The 23,574-nt window shown below is 33.7% G+C and carries 23 protein-coding genes; 6 read left to right on the top strand and 17 right to left on the bottom strand.

Annotated elements, in window-relative coordinates:
• Window positions 1-7: 7 nt before the first annotated feature.
• From tnpC to tnpA, 3 genes are all read right to left on the bottom strand, one after another.
• Window positions 8-1,633 (bottom strand): IS66 family transposase, encoded by a 1,626-nt coding sequence (tnpC, locus tag BJL90_RS01065; protein WP_081562165.1) that lies wholly within the window; start codon window positions 1,631-1,633, stop codon window positions 8-10.
• A 73-nt stretch (window positions 1,634-1,706) separates the two neighbouring features.
• A complete protein-coding gene (gene tnpB / locus BJL90_RS01070; RefSeq protein ID WP_070963534.1) occupies window positions 1,707-2,057 on the bottom strand; it encodes an IS66 family insertion sequence element accessory protein TnpB in 351 nt (116 codons plus the stop codon).
• Window positions 2,051-2,389 carry an IS66 family insertion sequence element accessory protein TnpA gene (gene tnpA / locus BJL90_RS01075; RefSeq protein WP_081561990.1) on the bottom strand — a complete coding sequence of 113 codons (339 nt, stop codon included), beginning with the start codon at window positions 2,387-2,389 and terminating at the stop codon, window positions 2,051-2,053. Before tnpA ends, tnpB begins: the two co-directional genes overlap by 7 nt.
• A gap of 73 nt (window positions 2,390-2,462) precedes the next feature.
• Between tnpA and BJL90_RS01080 the strand changes: the two genes are divergently transcribed.
• The gene (locus BJL90_RS01080; RefSeq protein WP_070963536.1) at window positions 2,463-2,765 is read left to right on the top strand and encodes a hypothetical protein; all 303 of its coding nucleotides are present in this window, start codon (window positions 2,463-2,465) and stop codon (window positions 2,763-2,765) included.
• A gap of 30 nt (window positions 2,766-2,795) precedes the next feature.
• Here the strand turns inward: BJL90_RS01080 and BJL90_RS01085 are convergent, their stop codons facing one another.
• Window positions 2,796-3,113 (bottom strand): helix-turn-helix transcriptional regulator, encoded by a 318-nt coding sequence (locus BJL90_RS01085; protein WP_236905065.1) that lies wholly within the window; start codon window positions 3,111-3,113, stop codon window positions 2,796-2,798.
• Window positions 3,114-3,313: 200 nt separating this feature from the next.
• Window positions 3,314-3,889 (bottom strand): TetR/AcrR family transcriptional regulator, encoded by a 576-nt coding sequence (locus tag BJL90_RS01090; RefSeq protein WP_070963538.1) that lies wholly within the window; start codon window positions 3,887-3,889, stop codon window positions 3,314-3,316.
• Window positions 3,890-4,061: 172 nt separating this feature from the next.
• Here BJL90_RS01090 and BJL90_RS01095 point away from each other — a divergent pair, with 172 nt between their 5' ends.
• Together BJL90_RS01095 and BJL90_RS01100 are read left to right on the top strand one after the other, a co-directional pair.
• Entirely contained in the window at window positions 4,062-4,787 is a 726-nt protein-coding gene (locus BJL90_RS01095; RefSeq protein ID WP_070963540.1) for an alpha/beta hydrolase, read from the top strand.
• Window positions 4,788-4,791: 4 nt separating this feature from the next.
• Window positions 4,792-4,980, top strand: coding sequence for a cysteine-rich KTR domain-containing protein (locus BJL90_RS01100; RefSeq protein WP_070963542.1), 189 nt, complete (start codon window positions 4,792-4,794; stop codon window positions 4,978-4,980).
• Between the two features lie 229 nt (window positions 4,981-5,209).
• Here the strand turns inward: BJL90_RS01100 and istB are convergent, their stop codons facing one another.
• Window positions 5,210-5,971 carry an IS21-like element helper ATPase IstB gene (istB, locus tag BJL90_RS01105; protein ID WP_070963417.1) on the bottom strand — a complete coding sequence of 254 codons (762 nt, stop codon included), beginning with the start codon at window positions 5,969-5,971 and terminating at the stop codon, window positions 5,210-5,212.
• A complete protein-coding gene (istA, locus tag BJL90_RS01110) occupies window positions 5,968-7,551 on the bottom strand; it encodes an IS21 family transposase (RefSeq protein WP_070963420.1) in 1,584 nt (527 codons plus the stop codon). The genes istB and istA overlap by 4 nt, the downstream gene beginning before the upstream one ends.
• A 323-nt stretch (window positions 7,552-7,874) precedes the next feature.
• Between istA and BJL90_RS01115 the strand changes: the two genes are divergently transcribed.
• The 3 genes from BJL90_RS01115 (at window position 7,875) to BJL90_RS01120 (ending at window position 10,711) form a co-directional block, all read left to right on the top strand.
• Window positions 7,875-8,297, top strand: coding sequence for a sigma factor-like helix-turn-helix DNA-binding protein (locus BJL90_RS01115; RefSeq protein WP_070963544.1), 423 nt, complete (start codon window positions 7,875-7,877; stop codon window positions 8,295-8,297).
• A 568-nt stretch (window positions 8,298-8,865) separates the two neighbouring features.
• Complete coding sequence (locus tag BJL90_RS22280) at window positions 8,866-9,027, top strand: hypothetical protein (protein ID WP_169824174.1); 162 nt, start codon at window positions 8,866-8,868, stop codon at window positions 9,025-9,027.
• A gap of 34 nt (window positions 9,028-9,061) precedes the next feature.
• A complete protein-coding gene (locus BJL90_RS01120) occupies window positions 9,062-10,711 on the top strand; it encodes a recombinase family protein (RefSeq protein WP_070963546.1) in 1,650 nt (549 codons plus the stop codon).
• 551 nt (window positions 10,712-11,262) lie between these two features.
• On the opposite strand, the gene BJL90_RS01125 is transcribed toward BJL90_RS01120, so the two are convergent.
• The 10 genes from BJL90_RS01125 to BJL90_RS01170 form a co-directional block, all read right to left on the bottom strand.
• Window positions 11,263-12,078 carry a hypothetical protein gene (locus BJL90_RS01125; protein WP_070963547.1) on the bottom strand — a complete coding sequence of 272 codons (816 nt, stop codon included), beginning with the start codon at window positions 12,076-12,078 and terminating at the stop codon, window positions 11,263-11,265.
• 22 nt (window positions 12,079-12,100) lie between these two features.
• Window positions 12,101-14,821, bottom strand: a complete 2,721-nt coding sequence (locus tag BJL90_RS01130) for an acetate and sugar kinases/Hsc70/actin family protein (protein ID WP_070963549.1) — start codon at window positions 14,819-14,821, stop codon at window positions 12,101-12,103.
• 13 nt (window positions 14,822-14,834) lie between these two features.
• Complete coding sequence (locus BJL90_RS01135; protein ID WP_070963550.1) at window positions 14,835-15,584, bottom strand: hypothetical protein; 750 nt, start codon at window positions 15,582-15,584, stop codon at window positions 14,835-14,837.
• Window positions 15,581-16,864 carry a hypothetical protein gene (locus BJL90_RS01140; RefSeq protein WP_169824175.1) on the bottom strand — a complete coding sequence of 428 codons (1,284 nt, stop codon included), beginning with the start codon at window positions 16,862-16,864 and terminating at the stop codon, window positions 15,581-15,583. The genes BJL90_RS01135 and BJL90_RS01140 overlap by 4 nt, the downstream gene beginning before the upstream one ends.
• A gap of 3 nt (window positions 16,865-16,867) precedes the next feature.
• Window positions 16,868-18,145 (bottom strand): phage baseplate assembly protein V, encoded by a 1,278-nt coding sequence (locus BJL90_RS01145; RefSeq protein ID WP_070963554.1) that lies wholly within the window; start codon window positions 18,143-18,145, stop codon window positions 16,868-16,870.
• Entirely contained in the window at window positions 18,136-18,570 is a 435-nt protein-coding gene (locus BJL90_RS01150; protein WP_070963556.1) for a hypothetical protein, read from the bottom strand. The genes BJL90_RS01145 and BJL90_RS01150 overlap by 10 nt, the downstream gene beginning before the upstream one ends.
• A gap of 22 nt (window positions 18,571-18,592) precedes the next feature.
• Window positions 18,593-20,737 carry a hypothetical protein gene (locus BJL90_RS01155; protein ID WP_081562166.1) on the bottom strand — a complete coding sequence of 715 codons (2,145 nt, stop codon included), beginning with the start codon at window positions 20,735-20,737 and terminating at the stop codon, window positions 18,593-18,595.
• Between the two features lie 24 nt (window positions 20,738-20,761).
• Entirely contained in the window at window positions 20,762-21,310 is a 549-nt protein-coding gene (locus BJL90_RS01160; protein ID WP_070963558.1) for an imm11 family protein, read from the bottom strand.
• On the bottom strand, window positions 21,310-22,512 hold the full coding sequence (locus tag BJL90_RS01165) for a PAAR-like protein (protein WP_070963559.1): 1,203 nt from the start codon (window positions 22,510-22,512) through the stop codon (window positions 21,310-21,312). Before BJL90_RS01165 ends, BJL90_RS01160 begins: the two co-directional genes overlap by 1 nt.
• A gap of 62 nt (window positions 22,513-22,574) precedes the next feature.
• Window positions 22,575-23,564: a helix-turn-helix transcriptional regulator gene (locus tag BJL90_RS01170; RefSeq protein WP_070963561.1), complete on the bottom strand. Its 990-nt coding sequence runs from the start codon at window positions 23,562-23,564 to the stop codon at window positions 22,575-22,577.
• Window positions 23,565-23,574 lie beyond the last annotated feature (10 nt).

A 23,574-nucleotide genomic window follows, 5' to 3' on the forward strand; every position in this document is an offset into this window, starting at 1 on the left:
TATATTTTTACTTAGCTTGAACTTTTAAACTTTCAGGTAGTTCCTTTGAAAAGGGTAGTAGTTTTAATAAGCTTTCCTTGTCTTGAGGGTCTACATTTGAGAAGTGGTTCATTAAGTAAAGTAAATATTTTTCAACAACTAAATTATTATTCCTAGCCGTTTCAATGATGCTATAGATTAATGCACTGGACTCTGCACCTTTGGTAGAAGCCGAGAAAAGCCAATTGCTACGACCCACCACAAATGGTCTTATAGATCGCTCTGCAGCATTATTATCTATTTCTAAAGATCCGTCTTCTAGGAATACTTTGAAGCTTGGAAGTAGTGGTTTGGTATATGCCAAAGCTTTACCAAGGGCACTTTTGGGAACAGCATCTTTTATTTCTCTATCTACATAAGCTATAAACGCTTCTATTATTGGCTTAGATGCCTTAAGTCGTTTTTTATAACGTCTCTCATAGAAATCTTCTTTTCCACTATGCTGTTCTTTTAGGTCTTTTTCAATCTTATAAAGCTGAGCACAATAATTAAACCCTATTAATGCTCTTGAAGACTTTAGGGCTTCTTCATCTAGGTTTACTATTATTTCGTGGAACTTTCTTCTTATATGGGCTAGGCAATAAAGTCTTTTGACATTTTCAACTTTATTATACCCAGCATAACCATCGGTTTGCATATATCCGGAGAATCCACTTAAGAAATTCCTAGGACAAGAACCAGACCTTGTCTTTTGGTAATCGTAAATGACAATAGGCTGGTCTTTATCTGGGGATTTATAGAGCCACATATACTTTTGTTTATTGGACTCCTTGCCCCTATCATCTAAAACTTTAACAACTGTTTCATCAGCCTGGATATAGTTTCTCTTAAGGAGCTCTTCCTTCATAAGCTGATAAATTGGATCTAGTTCATGGGCTGCACCAATAACCCAGTTGGCAAGGGTTTGTCTAGAAAGATTTGCCCCCATCATCTTGAAGTAGGATTCTTGTCTATTTAAAGGCAGTGCATGCTGGTATTTTAAATTTATGACATGACTAAGAAGCTCGTTAGATGCCATACTTTTGTGTAGTAGGGTCTTTGGAGCCTTTGTTGTAATTATATTTGCTTTATCATTATTTTCTTCACATGATCTGCAGGCATAGCTGTAGGTTACATGTTCTTCTACATACAGCTTTGCAGGTATATACTTTAACACTTCCTTTGACTTCTTACCTATAACCACTAAATCACTGGAACAATCTCTGCAGGACTGTTGATCTTCATCAAGCTTATGCTCAATTACTATTTTTTCTAGGTTTGCTAAGTTATCTTTTTTTCCAGTATTGCTGGTTGGCTTCGTTCTCTTGTAAGTAATTTCCTCAATAGTAGGCTCAGCTGCTTTTAAGTTACTATCTTTTTCAGCTTCATCAAAAAAGGATACCTGTATAGTATTAGCCTGTTCACTGGAAGAGCCAAATATTTTTCTGTTTTTATTAAGTACTTGATTTTTAAGATAAGCTAACTCATTTTTCAAGTTTTCTATTTCCTTATCCTTTGCTTCAAGCTCTTCTTCCATTTTTAAAATTAGTTCTTTCGTCTTTTCGTCCAGTTGGTTTTGTAAATTTACCTTCGTCATTTTCATCCCCGTTTTCATTTTATTTACAAAACAATTATACCATAAAATCCTTGTAATTTGAATGCATACAAAGGTTTTATGGTATCTTTTTCTAAAAGTAATTTCTCTCTTTAACGGGCTTGAATTTTGATATGGTTCTTACTTCATACCCCTTAAGCATCCACCTTAGTTCTTCAATGGAAACCTTTAAAGCTTCTTCCTTTGACATAGGCCATCTGAATTTATTTCTTTCTAGCCGATGATAGTATAGCCAAAAGCCATCATCAAAATGAAGTATCTTTAGTTTATTCATCTGCCTATTGCAAAAGACAAATAGTGCCTTTTCAAAAGGGTCCAGCTTAAACTCGGTCTGTACAATCATACTTAGTCCATCTATATTTTTCCTAAGATCCGTTACCCCACAAGCCAAATATACTTTATCCACTTTATCTATATTTAGCATAATGCTATGATTTCCTTAAAAACATTAGATAGAGATACCTTATCATTGCTTGGTATATATATCTTAGCTTTGCCTATTTCAATTTTTATAGTTGATGCTGAGACAGGATTAGGTGGAATAATATTTTGATTTACAGCCTCATCAGCTTCCTTATCTTTAAAGCTAACAGCATGAAATACAGGAGTGTTATTGTTTTGTAATTTTTTTCTCCTGTAGTAAAGCTGATGGGCACTTATACTATTCTCTTCACAAAAGGCCTTGATGCTTCCTTCATGAGAAGAGAATTTATCTAAAATATCTTCCCAGTCAATGTTCAGTGCTTCATTTGTCATAACAGATACCTCCCTATTGCTTGTTATCTGTTATTCTAGCAAAGCTTCCTGGTACAATCTAGGTAGAAATTCTTTGGCGCTTACGACCTTTGAAAAGGTTTTAGAGGTATTCAAAGAGTATTTAGAAAAAGACACCATTTGCGAGGTGGTACACACCAAACAGGGCTATACCGTTATGTATTGGGACGGTAAAGGTGAGGAATGGTACAGTGTAGATTACTGCAAAACTCCCGAAGATATGATTGATGTATTGTTGGGCGGATATTCCGATTGCTTGGAGAAGAGCTACACACATAACCGCCGTAATTTAACCGATGATGAGCGTATGGACATTGATAATGCCTGTAATGTTCTAAAGCAAAAATGCAATAGCTAAACAAAGCCAAAGGCACGGAACAAGAGGAATTTAATCCTCCATATCCCGTGCCTTTAACACGCCTTGTATCGCCCCTTGTATCACCGTTAATTCTTTATCGCTAAGTGAGTTTAATTCAAAATCAATCTGACTGCGTAAATCACTTTTACTTTCTTCAGTATTCGGGTAAAAAAATTGGTCAACGGAAATATCAAGCAAAGTCATTAGCTGATAAAAAGTATTCAGTCTTGGGTGCTGTCCTCTGTTCTCTATGTACATTACATTTCTTGGAGAACGGTCAACAAGCTGTGCCAGTTGTTCCTGTGTCCACCCCTTAGCTTCTCTTGCAGATTTTATCGCTTTGCCGATGGGACGAAAATCAAGTTTTCTTTCGTCTTAGTACATTCTAATATCACCCCTTATCATTATACATTTCGGGTAGCGATATTTGAACGAAGTGAAATTTGATGAATAGTACAATTTAATTTCGTATTTGTATAAATAGTTTTGCTAGCATTCGTTATTCCGTATACAATAAATAAACAGAGCCAATGAACTTGTGAGACACATCACAGCTCATCGGCTTGTTGGGTGTATTTTAACTGAATGCCACTTAATAGGGAATCTAAAGCATTACATAAATCACTTCGTACTTTATCAGGATTTGAGAACGCATATCTTAATTGTAATGTTGTGTATCCATGGATAATCCCTGTAAGCATATTCAATATTTCATTGGTGTACGTTGAGCTAAAATCACAAGATTTAATGAGTGTAATCAAAAGTGATAAATAATCATCAAAGATTGATGCTGTTTCCTCTGTGCCGTGCCAAGTAGCCCATTGAATAATTTCGTACACCCCAGAATGCTCAATCATATAGTTAAGATATTCGACGGATACTGCTTTTATTGCAACAGTTCCACTCTTTCCAATAGCTGCCTGCTTCATTTGTTCGTTCATTTGACGCATACCGTTATGGGCGACAGCCCTTAAAAGGTCATCTAAGCAATCTATATGGTTGTATAAAGATGGAGTTCGGATATTGAGCTTTTCTGCAAGAACTTTTAGAGAAAGGTTATTAAGTCCTTTTTCATCAGCTATATCGGATGCAGCCTGTATTACTGCTTCTTTGGTAGTTTTCATATTTGTACCTCGCTTCAAATTTGTCATACGCTTATTTTAGCTAATACAATTAGTAAAGTCAATATTGGCATTAGATAAAATGCTAATTATATTGACAAATTGGTTTATTTAATATAGAATACTAATTATATTAGTTTTAAAACTATTTTAAATAGTGTGAGGTTGAGGCACAATGGAAAAGTATAATATCTCTATCAGTGGAGTTCCTGCAATTCTATGGGGAAAGTCGTCACAGCGACTATTTATATATATTCACGGACAAGGTGGAAATAAAGAAGAAGCTGCTGCTTTTTCAGAAATTGTTTGTAAAAGAGATTTGCAAGTTTTAAGTATTGATTTACCCGAACACGGTCAAAGGAAAGCAGAAATAAATACATTTGACCCGTGGCATATTGTTCCAGAGCTAAAAATGGTAATAAGCTATGCTAAAGAGCATTGGGAAAAAATTTCTTTATACGCAAGTAGTATAGGAGCTTGGTTTAGTATGCTGAGTTTTTATAATGAACCTTTAGAGAAATGCCTGTTTTTATCTCCTGTTGTTGATATGAAACAGCTTATTTCAAAAATGATGAATTGGGCAAATGTCTCCGAAGCTCAATTACAACAAGAGCGTACTATACTAACTGACTTTGGGCAGACGCTCTCTTGGAATTATTGGGAATATAGTCTTGAGCACCCCATTACAAAATGGAAGTTCCCTACTCAAATACTATATGGGGAAAATGATAACTTGATTGACCGTGACAGTATAGAGAATTTTTCTGATAAATTCAAATGTCACTTGACGGTTATGAAAAGTGGAGAACATTGGTTTCATACTCCTAAGCAGTTGGAAGTTTTGGATGATTGGGTAAAAAGAAATGTGCCAAGCAAAAAAGCACCTGCAAACGAGAGGTAGTTGAATGCAATTAACGGAATGGATATTTTGTCCTGTGTGTGGAAATAAAACCCGTGACAGACTTAGAGAAGATACCATATTGATAAACTATCCTCTCTACTGTCCAAAATGCAAACAGGAAACTTTAATCAGTGCAAAAGAATTGCATATAACCGTTATCACAGAGCCAGACGCAGAGCCGCAGAGCCGATAACCAACAAGGATGAAACTTGTGGTTGTCGGCTCTTTTTTATCAAATAGAATAACATAGCTGCTGTGCGGCAGCAAAGAAAAAAAGCCGCCGTTCAGCAGTCATTTGTTACGCCAAAGTCACGACGGTATCTATGGAGGTATCGCCGTGTTTCCTTTTGCCCAAAGTTGTATTTGTCAATCCAAAATTCCTCTATATACTAATTGAAATTTCCCCTAGGGGAGTAAAAAAATTATTGTTCCTCAAGCCATCGTTTGGTTTCTTTTAATCTGTAAGAATTACCATTCATATTTACTATATAAGATTTATGGGTTAATCTATCTATCATAGCTGCTGTCATAACTGGATCTTTAAATATTTCATCCCACCTTTCAAAGGAAAGATTGGTTGTGATAATGGTTGATTTTCTACCCGCTCTCAAAGATAAGTATGTGAAAAGTAGCTCGGAAGCCTCCTTATCAAAGGAGATATATCCTAATTCATCGGCTATGATTAAATCATACTTTTCAAACCTTTTTTCAAAGGCACGAAGGTTTTTTTCTGACCTACTTTCCTTTAATTCATTCACCAATAGGGGAATGGTAGTGAATAGGACTTTATAGCCTACATTACAGGCTTTTATGCCCAAACCAATAGCCATATGGGTCTTCCCCGTGCCTGGGTTACCTGCAAGGATAATATTTTGACCCGTTTCAATAAATTCAAGGGTTGAAAACACCTTCACTTTATTTCTTGCATCTTCTGGCAAATCTTCTATGATTAAATCTTCAAGGTATTTTTTATATGGAAATCTTGCACTTCTAATCCTGCTCTTCCTCCCATTGTCTTTTCTAAGGTCATATTCTTTTTCTAAAAGATCGTAAAGGAAAGTGTCATAGGTTTTAGAGTCTTTATTGGCTTCGGTAAGTTCTTCTTTAAAATGCCTTAGAATATATGGCAGCTTAAGTTCTTTAGAAAACAATGCTATTTTTTCATAGATGTCTTTATGGTTCATATGATTTTCGCCTCCTTCTTAAAGGCTACACAGGAACCTTTAAGAAGATTACCATAATGGCTTAATATTAATTTAGATTGTTCTTCTATTTGAGTAGTCCTTTCGCGATTAATGACTTTTCCTTCGTCTTCATTTCTGTTACAAAGCATTTTTATCTTCTCTGTATTAACTCCTATGGGACTGAGCTTTTCCAAATCTTTAATGATATTCTCAACTTTTTCTAATCCTTTTTGACCAATTAATTCAAGAAGGTCTATGAAATCCTTAGGATTTTCGGTATAATATTTATTGTATATGGTTTGAAGCGTGGGGTTCATTTGTCGCATGGCTGTGCTGGAATGAAGTGACCCAGGCTTCTTTTTTATGGTTTTTATGTAATGCTCTATCTTAATATTCCAAGTGTGAACACCATAGTTTCTGTTATGCTGAGCTATGAGCTTATTTTGATGGTAGACAAAGATTGTTTCTGGATATATTTTTACAAAGACGAACTTACCTACTAGATCATCGGGAACAGAGTATTTGTTTTCATCAATGCTTATGACAGAATATTTATTGACTCTAAGCTCTGCCGTTCTAGCGGTATCATAACTAGGCATTAATTCAAGAAGATATGGTTTCTCTTCCTCAAGGACATCTCTAGGACTTTTACCATCGTTGTACTCTGTTATGCGGTTATTCAGTTTAACTAATACTTCTTGAAGATATTCATTGGCTTCATCAAGGTTTTTAAAGGTATCTCTTTTGCCAAAAACCTTTCTCCTTATGTACTCGATACTTCTTTCCACATGACCTTTTTCATTGCCGCTACAGGTATTGCAAAATCTATATCTAAACCCGTAATACAAGGATAACTTCAAAAGATCTTCTGTAGGTTCCTTTTCTGTTTTACTGACAAACCTTTTTACAGCTACCTTCATATTGTCATAAACTACTGTTTGATAAACCCCTTCAATTTGGTTAAAAAACTTCACATGGACATCTAGAAAGTGCTCCATCCTTTGGTTATGATACAACCTAGCATAACGATAGTTGCCTTTAGCACTGGTGAAGGCTGCCATTTGCAGAGTCTTAGGCTTGCCATCTATGATAAGATTCACATAACCCCAATCAAATTCACATATTTCCCCTAGATGATACTCTTGTCTTATGTAGGCTTCTTTGGTTTGCTTACAATTCTCCCTGATGTAGGTACATACTGTTGGATAGCTTATATCATAACCTTCTTCAATTAGAGCTTCATAAATATCAATCTTTTTCTTCTGTTGTTTACTCCTTCCTGTAGCTTTCTTTATCTCATTTTCCTTGAGGAAAAAGTGAATCCTCTCTATTATCTCATCTGTTAGCTTTCTTCTAATCCTATTGCTGCTATCATACTTTGGTGCTGAGATAATATCTGTTATTAGTTCCTTATCTTCCTCCTGAGAGTTGAGTAAATCTCTTTTTTTCTTTTCATACTCCCTAATATATTTTCTTATGGTTTTTCTATCAATTCCAGTTCTCCTATGAATCTCCCACTGGGACTTTCCCTCCCTGAAATGTGATAGAATTATTTCTTGTTTTTCCACTAAACTGATCATCCCCTTAGCCCCCCTATGAAGTATCATAGGGTTATTTTATATTTCCTCTAGGGGAATTTTCAACTATTCTATTAGGGTATTTTTAGATTATCATAAACACCCAAAGTTTTGGTAGTTCATCAAAAAAAGCCATATTCCTTTGTGGAACAGCTACGGGCAACAACATGAAACTACAAGCTACATAACCCAAAAAGAACGCCGCCATGCCCGATGGAGCTTTGCTCTGTCGGGCATTTTTGCGTATATAGCTCCTTGCTGTCGTTCACCTCCCACCGTCCTTTCAAATTCAGCTCCTAACCCAAATTTGAAAGGACGGTAAAGCCATGAAAAAAATAAACTTGAAAGATTACTATTCCCACATAACCGTGGACACATATATTGATATTCCCGATGAGGTATTCAGCATCTTTGAGGAATACCTCAAGGTAGAGCAAGCCTACCAAAGCCGCATACGCTACCACAAAGCGTACTACTCACTTGACCGTGGTGACGGCATTGAACACAGTGCCTTGTTTGTTTCCCTCTCGCCCGATGAGATTTACGAACGCAAGCTGACAAACGAACAGCTCCACGCTGCTATTGCTACCTTGCCCGACAAGCAGGCAAAACGCATCTATGCTCATTACTTTTTGGGAATGAGCAAAACGGCTATTGCAAAGGCAGAGGGAGTGAGCGAAACAGCAATTAGGATTGGAATTGAAAAAGCTTTAATGAACTTAGAAAAGATATTCAAAAATTCATTTTAGGGGTTTCGATTTACAGCCGTTTTTCTAAAGGTATATGAGAGGAAGTTTTTTCTCTCATACCAAACGCACAAATTGTTCTTTGACAACTAAATACACGATATTTTGAGTACATTACTTATGTGAGCCGAAAGGCAAAGCGACTTAATAGGCATCGCCATGATAGCGGTATGGGGAGGTGATTATATACCGTCCGAGCGACAAAATGGACTGTTAGACCGAGTGTGGCACACTCGTCCGCAATGACACACATAAGGGATAATGATACTTCGTGACGTTCCGCCCCCAAGACGATAGAAACAGGGGGAGTTCCTGCGGTATGCGTGGCTTTTGAAAGGACAAGCCACGGTATTGTGGGGCTATGATGGCTGTGCCAACAGCAGCTCAAAATATCCCCTTTGTCGGGGAGCGTGGCAAATACGGCAAACAGGTGCATTTAATCGCACCGCATTTTTATTCAATGTAAATTTGCGGTGCGTTTATTATGCTGTTTTAATAAAGTGACAAACTTTTCATAAATAACAAAATTGCTTATACTTTATGTAAGCAATTCACTTGGAGGTGATTGCGAATGGAAAATATCAAAAATATACAGGGTGATGAAATTAAAGCTCCTGCACCTAATCATACATTTGAGAAAACAAAAGCTTATCAGGATTTTATAAATGTACTTTCTCAGATTATTGAAAAGCATGGTGCAGAAGTTTTAAATGAGATAAATCATGAGAAGTAAGGATATTTTCCAATAATATATTGGAGGTATGACTATGAATAGGAGTGGAAAAAAATGTGTACTTTACCCTCGTGTAAGTACCGAAATGCAGGTTGATGGCTTCAGCTTGGACGGACAAAAAAACAGCTTAAAGCGATTTGCAGATAGAGAAGAAATGGAAATCATAAATATATATGAAGATGCAGGCAAGTCCGGCAAGTCCATTGAGGGCAGACCCGCATTTAAACAGATGCTTGGTGATATTGAAAGTGGCTTAGGCATTGATTATGTTTTAGTTTACAAGCTCTCCCGCTTTGGGCGAAACGCCGCCGATATTCTTAATTCTTTGGAGCATATTCAATCCTTTGGTGTTAATTTGATTTGCATTGAAGAAGGAATTGACTCATCACAGACAAGCGGAAAACTCTTAATCTCTGTTCTGTCTGCTGTTGCTGAAATAGAGCGTGAAAACATCATTGAGCAAACTATGAACGGACGAAAAGAAAAAGCCCGTCAAGGCGGCTGGAATGGTGGTTTTGCTCCTTACGGTTACTATCTCAAGGACAAACAGCTTTTTATACAAGAAGATGAAGCTGAAGCGGTACGCATTATCTTTGATAAATATGTAAACGGTAATATGGGATTTTACAAAATCGCCAACTATCTTAACTTGCAGGGTATTCAAAAAATCAAACGAGATAACGGTACGCTAACGCAATGGAGTACCCATTTCATCAGAATGATAATCGACAATCCAGTATACTATGGAAAAATTGCTTTTGGCAGACGTACACGGGAAAAGGTCAAAGGCAGTAAGAATGAATACCGCCAAGTACACCAAGACGACTACATTCTCGCAGACGGTCAGCACGATGCTATCATCAGTGAGGAACTATGGACGCAGGCACATGAAAAACGAGAAATAACAGGTGTAAAATCTCCCTCTAAAATTGGTCGGGACAGAGCACATTTGTTAAGCGGCATCTTAAAATGCCCTAAATGTGGCGGACCGATGTACACCAATAAACACGCATGGACAAACAAGGACGGTACATATAAAGAGATTTACTATTATGTGTGCAGCAAGGCTCGTACCGCCAGAGGAAAAAGCTGTGACTACAAAGCAATGCTCAAAAAAACCGACATTGAGCCACTTGTCATTGAAGCAATCCGAGAGCTGATTAAGAATGAGGATTTTGCAACTGAAATAAAATCAAAAATAGGTAAACAGATTGACACCTCTACTCTTGACAGAGAACTGAAAAATTACGAAGGAAAGCTTAGAGAAGTAGATTTGAATAAAACTCGCCTTGAGAATGAAATTGACAGCCTGCCGGAGGATACCCGTTTCAGAGAACGCAAGCTCCACGATATGACACTCCGGCTTGATGGTCTATATGACATCATCGTAGAGCTTGAAGAAAAAATCGAGGACGTCAAACTACGCCGCAAAGCTGTGGAGCAGGATGCCATTACTTTAGAGAACATCTACACCCTGCTGGCAAACTTTGAAAAGGTGTATGACAAAATCAGCGATGAAGAGAAAAAATCCCTAATTTCTTCGTTAATCAAAGAAATAGAGATTTTTCCATGTGATGAATCAGAGCTACCTCTGAAGTCCATTTTATTCAATTTTCCGGTGTATAAGGACGGTGGAGATGTTTACGAATTTTTGTGGGACAAAAGTACGCACGTCTCAACATGAGCCGTTTATTTCATCAGTTTATTTTATCATCTATGTTTATAACATAATATATCTTACCATACTCTTGAAACATTGAAATATAGGGAACTAAAGATTGTATAGTAACTTTCTATATTTTTCTATAGTTCCCTATAACTTATGGGTGGGTGGCAAATGGGTGGCAATGCCACCATGTATGTGGCAGAATAATTTTAGGGTATAAGTAAAACAACTAGATGAAAAGTAATATATGAAGTTTCCAAGCTTTAAAAAGCACAAAAATGATGATATTATTTTAAAAACCTGAAGTGTAGAATATTACAGTTTTTTTATTAAATAGTCCTAGAAAACTTTTTTACCTTCAGATTCAAAGACGGTTTTAAAGTACTTTATAAACTTTTATCCATTCAATACTTTCAATATTTTTCACCTTCTTTTAATTTTCAATTTCGACACTATGTAGCTTACCTATAATTAACATCTACTTATTAGCTACTATAATTGTTTCCTTGGAAAAGTTTTAGAATGTAAATGATATCATAAAGTTAATTTAACATTCTATGAAAAATATACTAAAAAACTTCTATACTTTGCCTTTTTGTTTGTGTTTGTATCTGCTTTTCCTCATTATCAATGCCAGTAGTTTTATCCCTCGTTTCTTCTAAAATTTCTCTAAGCAACTGATAAATCTCTATGTTCTCCAAGTTATCTTTACTATGTGTCTTTTTAGCTTTTAAATTTAAATAAGCTATTATACACTCCCTACTTATAAACTCAGCATTTAGACATTGCAGGACAAAAACACTATCTATAGCATCTAAGTTGCTTTTCTTAATCATATCCTTTGCAAATGTCTTAAGTATAATAGGATGTAATGTACCTACTCTGCTATGATCTGCATATCTCACATGTTTTATATCAACTAAATTGGAAACAATATGAAAATCAGAAAATGTTTCATATCTACTCACTACTTCACTACCCTGTCCACTATATCCAAGTCTACATAGCTCAATTTCATTTTCTTTAAGCGGTTCTAATGTATCTAGTATCATCTGGAATTCTCTACATTTGTAGTCGCCCAGTTCATTAGATTCCAGCCTTTCATCTTCTACAACAATTTTCAACACATAATTTCCACTATCTATTGGAATTTTTACAGGATGCTCTTCCGTTAATACATAAATAGAGTCTTTATATTTAAAAATGCCTCTGCCCACTATTAAAGTTCCCCGTTGAAACTGTATTAAAAACCCTGCTAAAATCCCATCACCTCTATTAATAAACCCTAGCTCAATGAGATCAATAGGATAATCTCTCATAGCTGCTAGCATTTCCTTAGTCAAAATACTTCCTCTTATAAATAGTGGTGTCTTATTTACTAGCATAGTTTTGTCCCCTTCTATAGCCTTATTTAGTCCCATCAAAATAACTTAGTGTTGATAACTCATTTTCAAAAGAGAAGTATTCTTTCTTGCCAACAGTCACTTTGTGATTTTCTTTTTTTACAGGAAGCACAAAGAATCCCCAATTTGAAGTGGCACCTAGCACGAAAATTCGAACTGAATTGTCCATAATATTATTAACATCTTCTTCTTTTATTAGTGGGTATTCTTTTGTTATATCCCCTACTGATATCTCTTTATATGCTGAATCTTTATTGAAATACTTGTAGGAATCTCTCTCTTGCCCATCAGCATCCTTTAATAAAAACTTTACTTCATTAAATCCAATTGGCTTTCCTATACTTCCAATAGCTTCATCTGCTCTAGTTTTTGCTTTAATTAATTCTATTTCTTTGCCTTTAAAGTTTTGGGAACTAAGCGAATAAGGAATCACCGGTATTTCATTTACTATATTAGGTGTTATATCACCCTGCTTTTTAGAGTTTATGTATTTTATAACACCTTTTAAACAAGCTAATTTTAACTCCGTTGTATCTTCTTCAGAAGAAGGCTTATACTTTATAGCTTTTCCTGGAACAAATTCTTTTAATGCTTCTTTAAAAATTCCTATTTTACATGATTGTCCTGTTAATTTTATGGTGGTATACTCTGTCAAGATCTGCTTATTATACAGATCATCTAAAAAATTCCGGATTACTTCATAAATATCAGCTTTAATTAGCTTATTAATCTCTTTAATATTAAAAATGATTTTAGGAAATTCAGTCACTATATCGAGCTTTCCACTTCCATTCACATAAGCCAACTGCCATTTGTCCAGTACAGTAACATTTAAGTCTAAATCCTCCAAATTCTTTGAGTTACTGAAGGCATTTCTCAACATATTAGTTTTTTCAAAAAACTGCTTCTTCATATCTTCTGCAATTTCCCATAAAAAGTAAAAATTATTACGAACCTTATTGTATTCCTCTAATTCTTTATTTTCATATAGTTTATATTTAGTTGGAATTAGTTTCTCAGCCTCTTCATAATGCTTTTCAAAGGCTTCATAAATTTCACTAGCATTCTTTTTATTATCTACACTTCTAAAGATATCATCACTTTGAACCGGTATAAGTGTATCAATATCTAACTTTTTTCCATCTCTGCTTATATGATTATTGGCGAATAAAATTTTCATATACTGCATGATTCTATAGGTGATGTTATTACCACCAAAGTTTGTATCTCCGTTTTCAAAAGAAGTATACATATCTAACAAATAAGAATACTCTCCTTCTTTTATGCTAAATTTACAGGAGGCTAAATCAGTTGTCCCACCACCACAGTCAATCACTAAAGCCTTTTTAATCTCTCCATTTTCACCATAATTTCCACTTTCTATTTTTTCTGATATTGTATCATATAGGACAGCTACTCCTTCGTCTAGGGCATTGTTCTTTTCAATTTTATATTGGGGCAAAATATCTTCAAACAAAGCTAAAAATTGATCTTTTAGCTTAACAGGGCTTGTTAAGTGTAGATTTCTAAACTTGCATTTAAATTGTTGTTCTGCAGAATATATAATATATTCCATATATTTTTTAATAATATATTTCCTAGACACTTCTTGCTTGTTTCCATTATTGTCTCTAATTATTTCAATTTCATTGATATTATTAATCCATCTTTTAATTCCATAAAACACCGTTGCTTTAGGGCAATAATTGGCTTGCTTAATTGCCTTTTGAGCTTTATACCCAAATAAAAATTGTATATTACTTTCATCTTTACAGTTCAATACATAAACTACAGTTGGTACCATTTTCATTTTTTTATTTTTTTCATCATCTGTATAAAAATCAACAAAGTTAATATCATCCTTTACTATATTACCATTGAGCAAATCATTATTAGATATTTTTTTTACATAATGTTCATCAATATAACAACCTACAGTTGTATTGGTGGTACCAAAATCAATGCATAAGGTTGTTTGAGTTTCTTCAAGCTCTCTTACATCTACTTCTACTGCTACTCCGAAAAATTCAATCATATTACTTATGTTTATTAGGTCCTTATCTAGTTCTTCTGATAAGCTAGTTTCGTAGAGCAATTTCATAATATTAGTGCCGTTAGACTTGTTTTCATAGAACAAAATAAAGTAATCTTTATTTTTAGAGTCTTTAAAGACTAAACGATTTTTATCAGCAATTAAACAGTAACCATCTTCTTCATCAGTTTTTATTACATCTAAAATTCCACATAATTGCTTGTTTTCGTCTAACACGAACGCCCATGTCCCCTCTATATTATGTCTACTACTGAAAGCCCTATAATTATCCTTTAGTGTAATATCTAACTCTTTATACAATGTTATTTTAGCCGTAATACCAATATTTTTGTCTTCTATAATATCATTATTAGCTATATAAATATTTATAAGGTTTTGGGCACAATCAAATAAGTCTATCTCATTATTTATCTCTGTGTCTTGCATAACCTCTCCTCCTGACTGGAATATCTCTAATGATGTTTCATTAAATTCCTTTTGATAGTCGAGAATATCTTCAATCAAAGTTTTTTTCATTGTTATAGTATTATTGTTAATATTATAGAAAGCGTTTAAAAGTGGACTGCTAACATACTTAGGATTACTTCCTAATATAACTCCTAGGTCTATAGCAATCTCTCTAACTTCTTCATAACTTAGGCTATCAAGTTCCTCTCTTGTGTATAAATACAATTCCTTACCCCCTTTAGTAAATACCGATATTTCCAATCCTCATTATTTCATCATGTTCTATCACACCAAAGTGATTTTGCCAAAACACCTCTAGCTCATAACTGATGTCCCAAAAAAGAGCTTTTATTATATCTAGCTTTTGGTAGTCTATTTTTTTACTTAAAATACTTGAGGAAATATAGAGTATATATTTTTCTTCTCTCCCTTTTTTTCTATAAAGAAGGTGATCTTCGAAAATTTTGCGAATCACCTCTTGGAAAATCTTTATTTGCTCTTTTGTTCTATATAACTTATATAGATATTTTGCAAGAAGGAATTTTTCATCTTTACTGAAGCTTTGAAAGCCACTACTAATTTCCCTTCCAAAGATGCCTCCATCGATATCCTTAACTATATTTTCATAAATTAATACTTCCCTATGAATTCCTGCCTTTAGATCTAATTCCCCTAGTAAATGTAATAAAAGGTTTAAAATATTTCCATAGTTTTCTATCGTATTTTGAGTTTCTTCCTTTTGATTGATATATTGTTTTTCACAATTTATCATCATATCCTCAATGAGTCCTGCAAGAATACTTGAAAATCTATGGTATACATTAATATCAAAATAGTATTCTTCTTTTTCCTTTAAATCAATGTAATTCATCCATTCACTATTTACTTCTACATAGGGGGATACATTACTAGCTTTTTTAAACCTTATTTTATTTTTTTCTATGCCTTGTACTTTAGCATTTTGCAACACTTCCCATAAATAACTCATTTTAATTCTCCTCGCCATCTGTATTCTGGAAAGATCAGCTGAAGCTGTGAAAAGATAAAGTGCAACAAATCATAGGTAAATTCGTTTTTTTCTTTAACATCGAAAACTATTAAAATAATTTTTCTTAGATCATAGGGAATCAATCTGTTTTTTATAAAGACGTTATAATCCTCTCCATATATACCACCTTCATAATCATCTAACACCTGTAAGTCTAGGATATTCCACTCCTTTAGGTCGTCATGAGATACAACAATTCCTTTAATTTCTGCTGCTGTCTTTAAAAAGTATTTAAAAGTATTTTTATGAGAGCTGTATGGTCTTTGGTGATTGCTGAATATAGGGTGTTTGATATCTCTACTGATATCCCTTAAGCTATTGATAGGCTTAAAGCTATATAGTTTCCAATAGCTTCTATTTGCCTCTTCAAGAGTAAGTACTGTTAACTGATCACCCTCCCGAGTAATACCCTCTATCTCAATATCTTCAGAATCTAATAAGACAGTCTCTTCCCCATCATTCTCTATGCTTAAATCATATTTATAGTAGTTTTTTTCTTCTAGCGGAAGGACCTTTGGTCTTTTCTGCAGGCATAGTTCTTCTCGTATTTCTATATTCCAAACCGGTATATACTCTCTATAAATATATTTTTCTAGGTCTCCAAAGTTAAGTTCTATTCTGTGAATCTCCTCTATCGAAGATGTATCATCCATATGATCGCATATTATAATATCAAACATCTTCCTTATATAAGGAGAATTTATCGTTCTCCACTCTATATTGTTTTTATAAAAAACATGATATAATTCCTCTTCGATTTTTTCATAATCATAATTTTTATAGAGCTTAAAATTGAAGGCATATTCAGTTCCATTTTTATCAATAAGTTTTCCTTCAAACCTGCAATCCTTCTCTATCCATTCTTTCAACGCATCATAACCTAAATGCACATAACAAGTATCAAACTTAAAAGCAATTTGTTTTTTAATGTTTCTCAAAATCTCTGTATCCCTTAATCTAGAAGGGTCTACTATAGGAAAAAATATATTATTATACTTTTGTAGTTGAGTTTTTTCTATAAGGGTAGTAAATACATCTGTTGAACCAGTACTATCATAGGAAGATGCTATATTTAATCTTACTTCCTCTAAAAACTGTTCCTGATATTCTGCTATTTTTATCAGCACATCTTTTACAGTATCCATGAAAGGGTCAGGGCTATCCGTTGAAGCTAATTTAGTCTCTATAAGCTGTCGTAAATCTTTCAAGTTTCTCACCACATTTTAATTTAATTTTATTTTATTTCCCTTTATTTCAACATCATTTTGTATTTTTATACTGGCATTCTTTGTAGTCAATTCTATGCAGTCCTTTTCTAACTTTAGTAAAGAATGTTGGTTCTCCAGCTTCAAACAATCTGAACTTAGTTCAAGTAACACCTTTTCTTTTGCTCCTTCTATTCTGATTGTATCCTTAGCAAAAATAATCTCCTTATCTTTATCAACTTTAATTCTCTTAACGTCAGGGAACTCCAGCTCATCATAGCCATTTTTTCTAAGGCTACCAATAATTACTGCTTCTTCTTCTTTCTTTGTTGGAAAGTATACTAATACCTTATCACCTTTTTCTGGTATAAAGCTTATGCCTAACTGATCTCCTCCGTAAGGGGTTAGATAGGGAAACCAAAAACAGTTGCTAGATACCTTTTCACCATCAAACATCACTTGTAGCCTTCCTTTTTTTTCAGGATCTACATTATGTGCCACTTCTACTATCATTGACTTTCCTGCTATTTTGGGGTTTTCGAATGTTTCGCTTATGTATTGATCATACATCGTAAGTTGGCACTTAAAGTACAGTATCCCCTTGTTTAAAAAAACTTCTAAACCTACCACATACCATTCTTCTTCCTCAATCTTTATCCAGTCACCAATATCCACTTTTTCCTCTGTTGTAATGCTACATGTTCTGCTAATACTGCTATTCTCTATTCTAAAATCACATGATCCTATGGCTTTTTTCTTCCCTTTTTTCCTTCCCAACCAAATGTAAGGACGCTGGTTACTTACGTCTTCTACAATCAAGGGAAGATTCTCTCGGGATGCAACTCTCTTTAAAAATTGAAAGTTCGTTTCTTCATATTGACACATAGGTGTATTAATTTTTTGATTGCCTTTTTGTTTATCAATATAGGCGATTGTGGAATCCTTCATATCTAGAGCATCTACCATCTCTTGATAAGTCATTTCTATATTTTGAAACATATTAACTCTTTCTTCTCTATCCTCTTTATAAGAATAGGAATAAGCTTTCATTTCTATATAGCTGTTATCCCTTATCTTTTCAACAGTAATACTATCAATAATTCCATGAAAAATAATCTCTTCAGAATCATCCCTTTTATAATATACTATTATATCTTCATCTAATTTTTTGGCGTATTTAAAAGCATCTTCATCCTTCACATGTCCCCTTAGATAAAGCGCAGTGTGATCATTTATTTTTTTTTCAATTCTAAGATTAATCAATGTTAGAATTGAAAAATCTTTTATTATAACCATTTGTTCTCCACATCAAAGCCATAGTCACTATTGATTGATATATTATCTAACTTATCTCCTTTTTGCTTTATCTTTAAGACAAATTCTCCTTCACCGCTCTCTTGCTTAAAACTTTCAAAATAATCTACTACAAAGGCTTCAGGAAAAGAATAATATCTTAAAACTTTATCGTCCTGAGAGATCGCTTGTACGTTTACTTGTCTGTAGGTATCTCCTGAGTTTAATATAGCCCAGCTGAAAATGGCTTCAGAAACCTTGCATGAGTCACTTTCTATTTTTCCACTTATTTCTATCATAATGTCACTTTTCGTCGCTCTAGATTGAGTTTCATCTGGACTATCAAAAATAAATTTCACTTCTTCTATGTATTTTTTATCCAGCTCAATTTCACTATCTTTTCCTTTAATTCTTAAGTAACATGCCATCTTACTTTTCTCTCCTTTTTAACTAGTTAATTTCAACCTCAAGATTAATAGGTGGTCCATCAAATTTAAAGTCTAAAGAACATTTTTTAGAATCTTTATCTATAGTAGGATGTACTTCATCATTGCCTTTGAGGATTAAGTTATCATATCCTTTTTCTTTTTCAATCTCCCAAATCTTCATTTGACCCTTGGGGTGATTAAAGAAGTTTTCTAATTCCTTCAGCTGATAATCATTTGTAATAGCCTTTAAGATTCTGGTAAAATATGTAATTGTTGTAGTTTCACAAATTGGTTGATAATAATCACCATTTAATTTTAAGCTTCTTGCCTTATATACTACAATATTGTTCACCAGTTCTCCACTTAAGTAATAATTGTTAGATGAAAACACAAAGCCAAAGTTATCTTGATTAATATTATCTAATATTTTTCCTATTACACCATCAATCTCCTTTGCCATGTTGGTGGTAAATTTTAGATTATTGTTGTTTTCTTCTAAGTTAAATCGAACTCCTGGATTTGTAACAATAACTTTGCTTAACTTTTTCTTTAAGTAATAAGGACTTTGATATCCTGCAACGATCCCAGCAGCAACGTAGGAGGCATCTATGTATATTCCGTCTATTAAAATTTTAATAATTTCATCTTGAGCGCATACAGCATTATTTTCTATGCCTAGCTTATTCGACATATATACCAATGACTTATCCTTAGGTAAGATGGTAAAGTTAGGGAAACACACTATTGAAAACTCACTATATTTTTTGGAGATAAAATCTTTTGTTTTTTCCCTATATTTATCTATTCCGTTTTTTTCCATGTTCTGGAAGGTGGTCTTTTCATTGGCTTCAAAATTAAAAAAAGTTTGAATCCTAAACTTTGCCATCATATCTATTAATACAGCTAGGTTTTCCATTGAATTATTTTCTTGAATAGATATAGTGCTATTTTTTACCTGAAAAGGTCCTCGTGGCGCTTCAGTTATTGGTTTTTCTAATGCTACATTAGGTACAATTGCCAACCAAAGGGTCTCCTCATAATAAGTTATGTTGTTGGTACTCTCTAAATATTTTTCAATTCTATCTTTGTTTTTAATGCACATTTCTACTGAGGTGTTTGTTATTAATAACCTTGGTTTTACTTCATTGTTATCTACATGGGATTGTTCAAAAAACAGCTTTATACCAATAATTTTTTTCATAAGTTCTCTGGCTGCATTGATAAAATTTTCTTTATCTTTTTTATACAATGTCATATATTTGTCGTAATTCTCTACTTCTCTTTGGATATCCCTACAAACACTATTGGAGACATTAGGAACAAAAGTTCTTACCACCAAAGCCTTTGTAAAATCACTTCTTGATTCACCTGCATTTTCTTCATAATCCGCCTCTATATACCCTATTAATGCAGCAGCTTTATTTTCCTCACTCTGTAAGCTTTTAGCCTCTTGATGGTATTCTATTAACTCTAGATCCCCATCTTCTGTAAATTTTGTATACCCTATTCTAATCTGTCCCGTACTTGTACTTTGAGAGGATGTTTTTGCAGGTAATAATCTTTGTTTTATATCCTCAATAGCAAGAGGGAGAATGGTAAATGGTGTATTATACGTTTGTCGAATAGCTTCAAACTTAGCATTTAATGCCAGCGCCAAATCATCCTTCTTAGGATTTTCATCATCTGTTTCCTCATACTCTAAGTAAAGGTTTTCTAATTCCTTTCTGGTTAATTTTATGTCTTCCACGATACTTTTTGGGGTTAACATTGATGTAATCTTTTCAAAATCAAACTCGATGAGTTTTTTTCCTATCTTTTCCCTACCTTCTATAAGATTTAAAATCATTTTCAGTATAGAATCATCTTTATTTAGCTTTGTTTTAATAAGTCTTTCTTCTGCAATAGAACCCGTAGATGGTTTTTCTATAGAATAAATCATTTCTCCCTTTTCACAGTCAAAATAAGAATAAATGGTGGGTTCAAACTTATTTAAAAATTCTTCAAAACTCTCCACCACTAATTTTTCATTTATCTTCTTTTTAATTTCACTATTAACTGATTCTATTCCCTCTACATTACCAATAATAGATAACAGATCTTCTTTCTCTTCATTTATTTTTTCAAATAAAATTGTTCTATTGGTTTGCTTGATGGTATTCAGCGACAATGTAAGTCCTCCTTTTTTTTAGGTCTAAAATCCTTCATACGCTTCTACTTGGGTAAACTTTATGCCCTGCAGTTTGTGTTTTTCTATTTCTTCCTTTAGCTCCCTTGTTATAACAAACATTTGATTCTTTACATTCTTCAGTTTAAATATTTTATAATTTCCTACTTTGCTTTCTATAATAGAAAATTTTATTAGTTTAGGTAATGAAATTCCTTCTTCCAGCCGACTATTATCCCAGTCTACACAGTCAATTGCCATAGGTACTGCCAGCCAGTATAGGTCCTTTGTCTGTATTCTAGGATCCACTAAGTAAATAGGCTTATAAAAAATATTGTCTACGCCATTTAAATCCATCACTTTTTTTAGGTTTTGAGAAAATAGAGGAATTAAATAATCACATAGATCTGGCCTAACCTCACCACTATTTTTACTTAAAAATATTTCTAAGGATTTTTTATCAAGGTATTGATACTCTGACATCAGTATAGCTCTTTTAGAAAGTTCTGGTGGGATACTTTCTATTTCTATAGAATTATCTAAACCAGTGTCTTCCTCCATAATATAATAAATCATTAATTATCCTCCTTTGCAAAATCTGCAGCAAGCTTGGAGACATAAAAAGGTCTACTGATTTTGGGAGTTTTGAAGCTTAGCAGCTTTTTCTTAATTTTATCACTGATCTTATTCATTTCAGAAACAATAAGTTCTCGTTTATCTGTTTGTTGTAAACATAAGTTTGAATGATATAAATCAATTTCTAACTCATTGATAAGCTTTGTGACCTCTTTTGTATAGCTTTGATGTAAGTAATCTTCATTTAAGGTATAACTATGACCTCCTGAATGCCACTGAAGACCTAGTTCTCTCATATATTTAAAAGCTATTGTTTTGCGTTCTGATTTTTCTAGTTCCCCAAAGTTCAATGTTATCAATTCCCCATTTTCTTCATAAACTTTATAAGGATTGGCACCTATTGGGGTCGGTAATGGAAGACCATTTGCAGGGGAATTGATATCATACCCTGCCTTTACTGTAATTGCCACTAAGTCCGAAAATTTATTATACACCTCATTCACTGGTATGATATGATGACTTGCTGTTCTATAAGCACCCACTTTTTCTCCTGGTAGTTTCTCACACTTTAACATTTCTGGCTTATTCCAAACCTTAGGGTTTGTTTTTCCGTCATAATACATTGAATTATGCTTTTCATCAATGACGCTATTACAAATTGGACATAATTCTTGTTCCTTTTTTGCAGAGGTTTTATCTACTTCTTTTTTTATATTATTGGATATATGTACTTCTTTACTTATACTACTATTTACTCCTCCTGCTGGTTCAACTACTTCTCCAGCAGATACATCATGGCAGCTGTCTCCTTGCTTTCTATTGGTACCTTCTATTGTAGCTGAATTTGTACCTATCAACACTGTAGAAATTGTTTCAGTAAACGAAATATTACCCTCCCACATGCACTTTATTGTTGAAGACTCTGTTGCAGCTTTTTTTCCACTTAAATAGCAGTTAGCTGCCGTCTCCGTCCAGTTATCAAATAATGCAAGCTTCGGTTGACAAGACTGTGGTGTTCCATTAGCAGCGCTCACAGCTGGATTTTTAGATGAACTGCACAACCCGAAGAACATTCCATTAGTATCTTTAGCTGTTATCACTGACTTTCCATTTATTATTACATCATTACTTGCTTTTATATTTGAAGGCATTGTCCCCCAACTGCACTTTGTCTTGCAACCTGTTGTTACTACTTTTTTCATGACTTATGAAGCACTTCCTTTTATCCTATATTTGAAATAAGTGCATCAATTTCTCTTCTGTATTAGAATACTTCGTATAGATTTAATAATTTTTTAATGGTATTTTTCATATCTTCTCTAAGCTCTTTTGGTTCTAGAACCTCTATTGCTTCCCCTTGGCTCAACAGCCACATCTTAATTCCTTCACCAAACACCTTAGCCTCTACTAAGTATGCACCTTTCTTTTGTTCAATGATTTTAGCATTAGGTAATCGATCTAATACAGCTTCAATAGATTTCCCTTTAAAAATAAACTTAATGGTTTGTAATTTACCTGGCTGCATAAATTGAATGAGATTTCTATATTCACCTTCTTTAAATCTCTCTTTATAATTTCTTTCAAAACCCTCTTTTGAAATCTTATAATCCTTTATTCGATCTAACCTGTAGATAGCAGGATACTCAAATGACTTATCTTTTATGGAAGCAATGAGATAAAAATAGTACTCCGAAAATATTATCGCCTCAGGTTCAAGTTTTCTATTGACTACTTCTTGATCAAGCTCTCCATAATTTCCTATTTTAGTATAGGCAGTTTCAACGATTCGTTGACGGCAAATTGCTTCACTAATATCCCAAATCTTATCTATCAATATTTCTCTATGTTTAGGTTCCACGTAGTTTTCTATTTCATTTCCTATAAACCTTTTGACGTAAGCTATATCCCTATAAGGACAATGGTTTAATAGCTTTGTTATAGTTCTATCAAGTTCCTTTTTGTGTAGACCTCTACTTTCTAGTAAAATTTTTGAAATGATTAAAATATCCTTGGAATTTAAGTACTCATCCTTATCAAACTCTAGAATGTATCCATCCTCTTTACGACTATATTTTACATGTTGCAATTTCTCTGTATCGCTTAAGTAAGCATTTATATCTGCAATATATCTACTAACAGTTTTAGGACTTACTCCCAATCTATCCGCCATCTGTGACTTTTTCACTACTTGACCCTTTAATAACATCTCATAAATTTGTAATAAACCTTTAGATTTACTTGCCTTGTCAAGCATATTCACACCT

This window comes from Clostridium formicaceticum (assembly GCF_001854185.1).
Lineage (GTDB): Bacteria > Bacillota > Clostridia > Peptostreptococcales > Natronincolaceae > Andreesenella > Andreesenella formicacetica.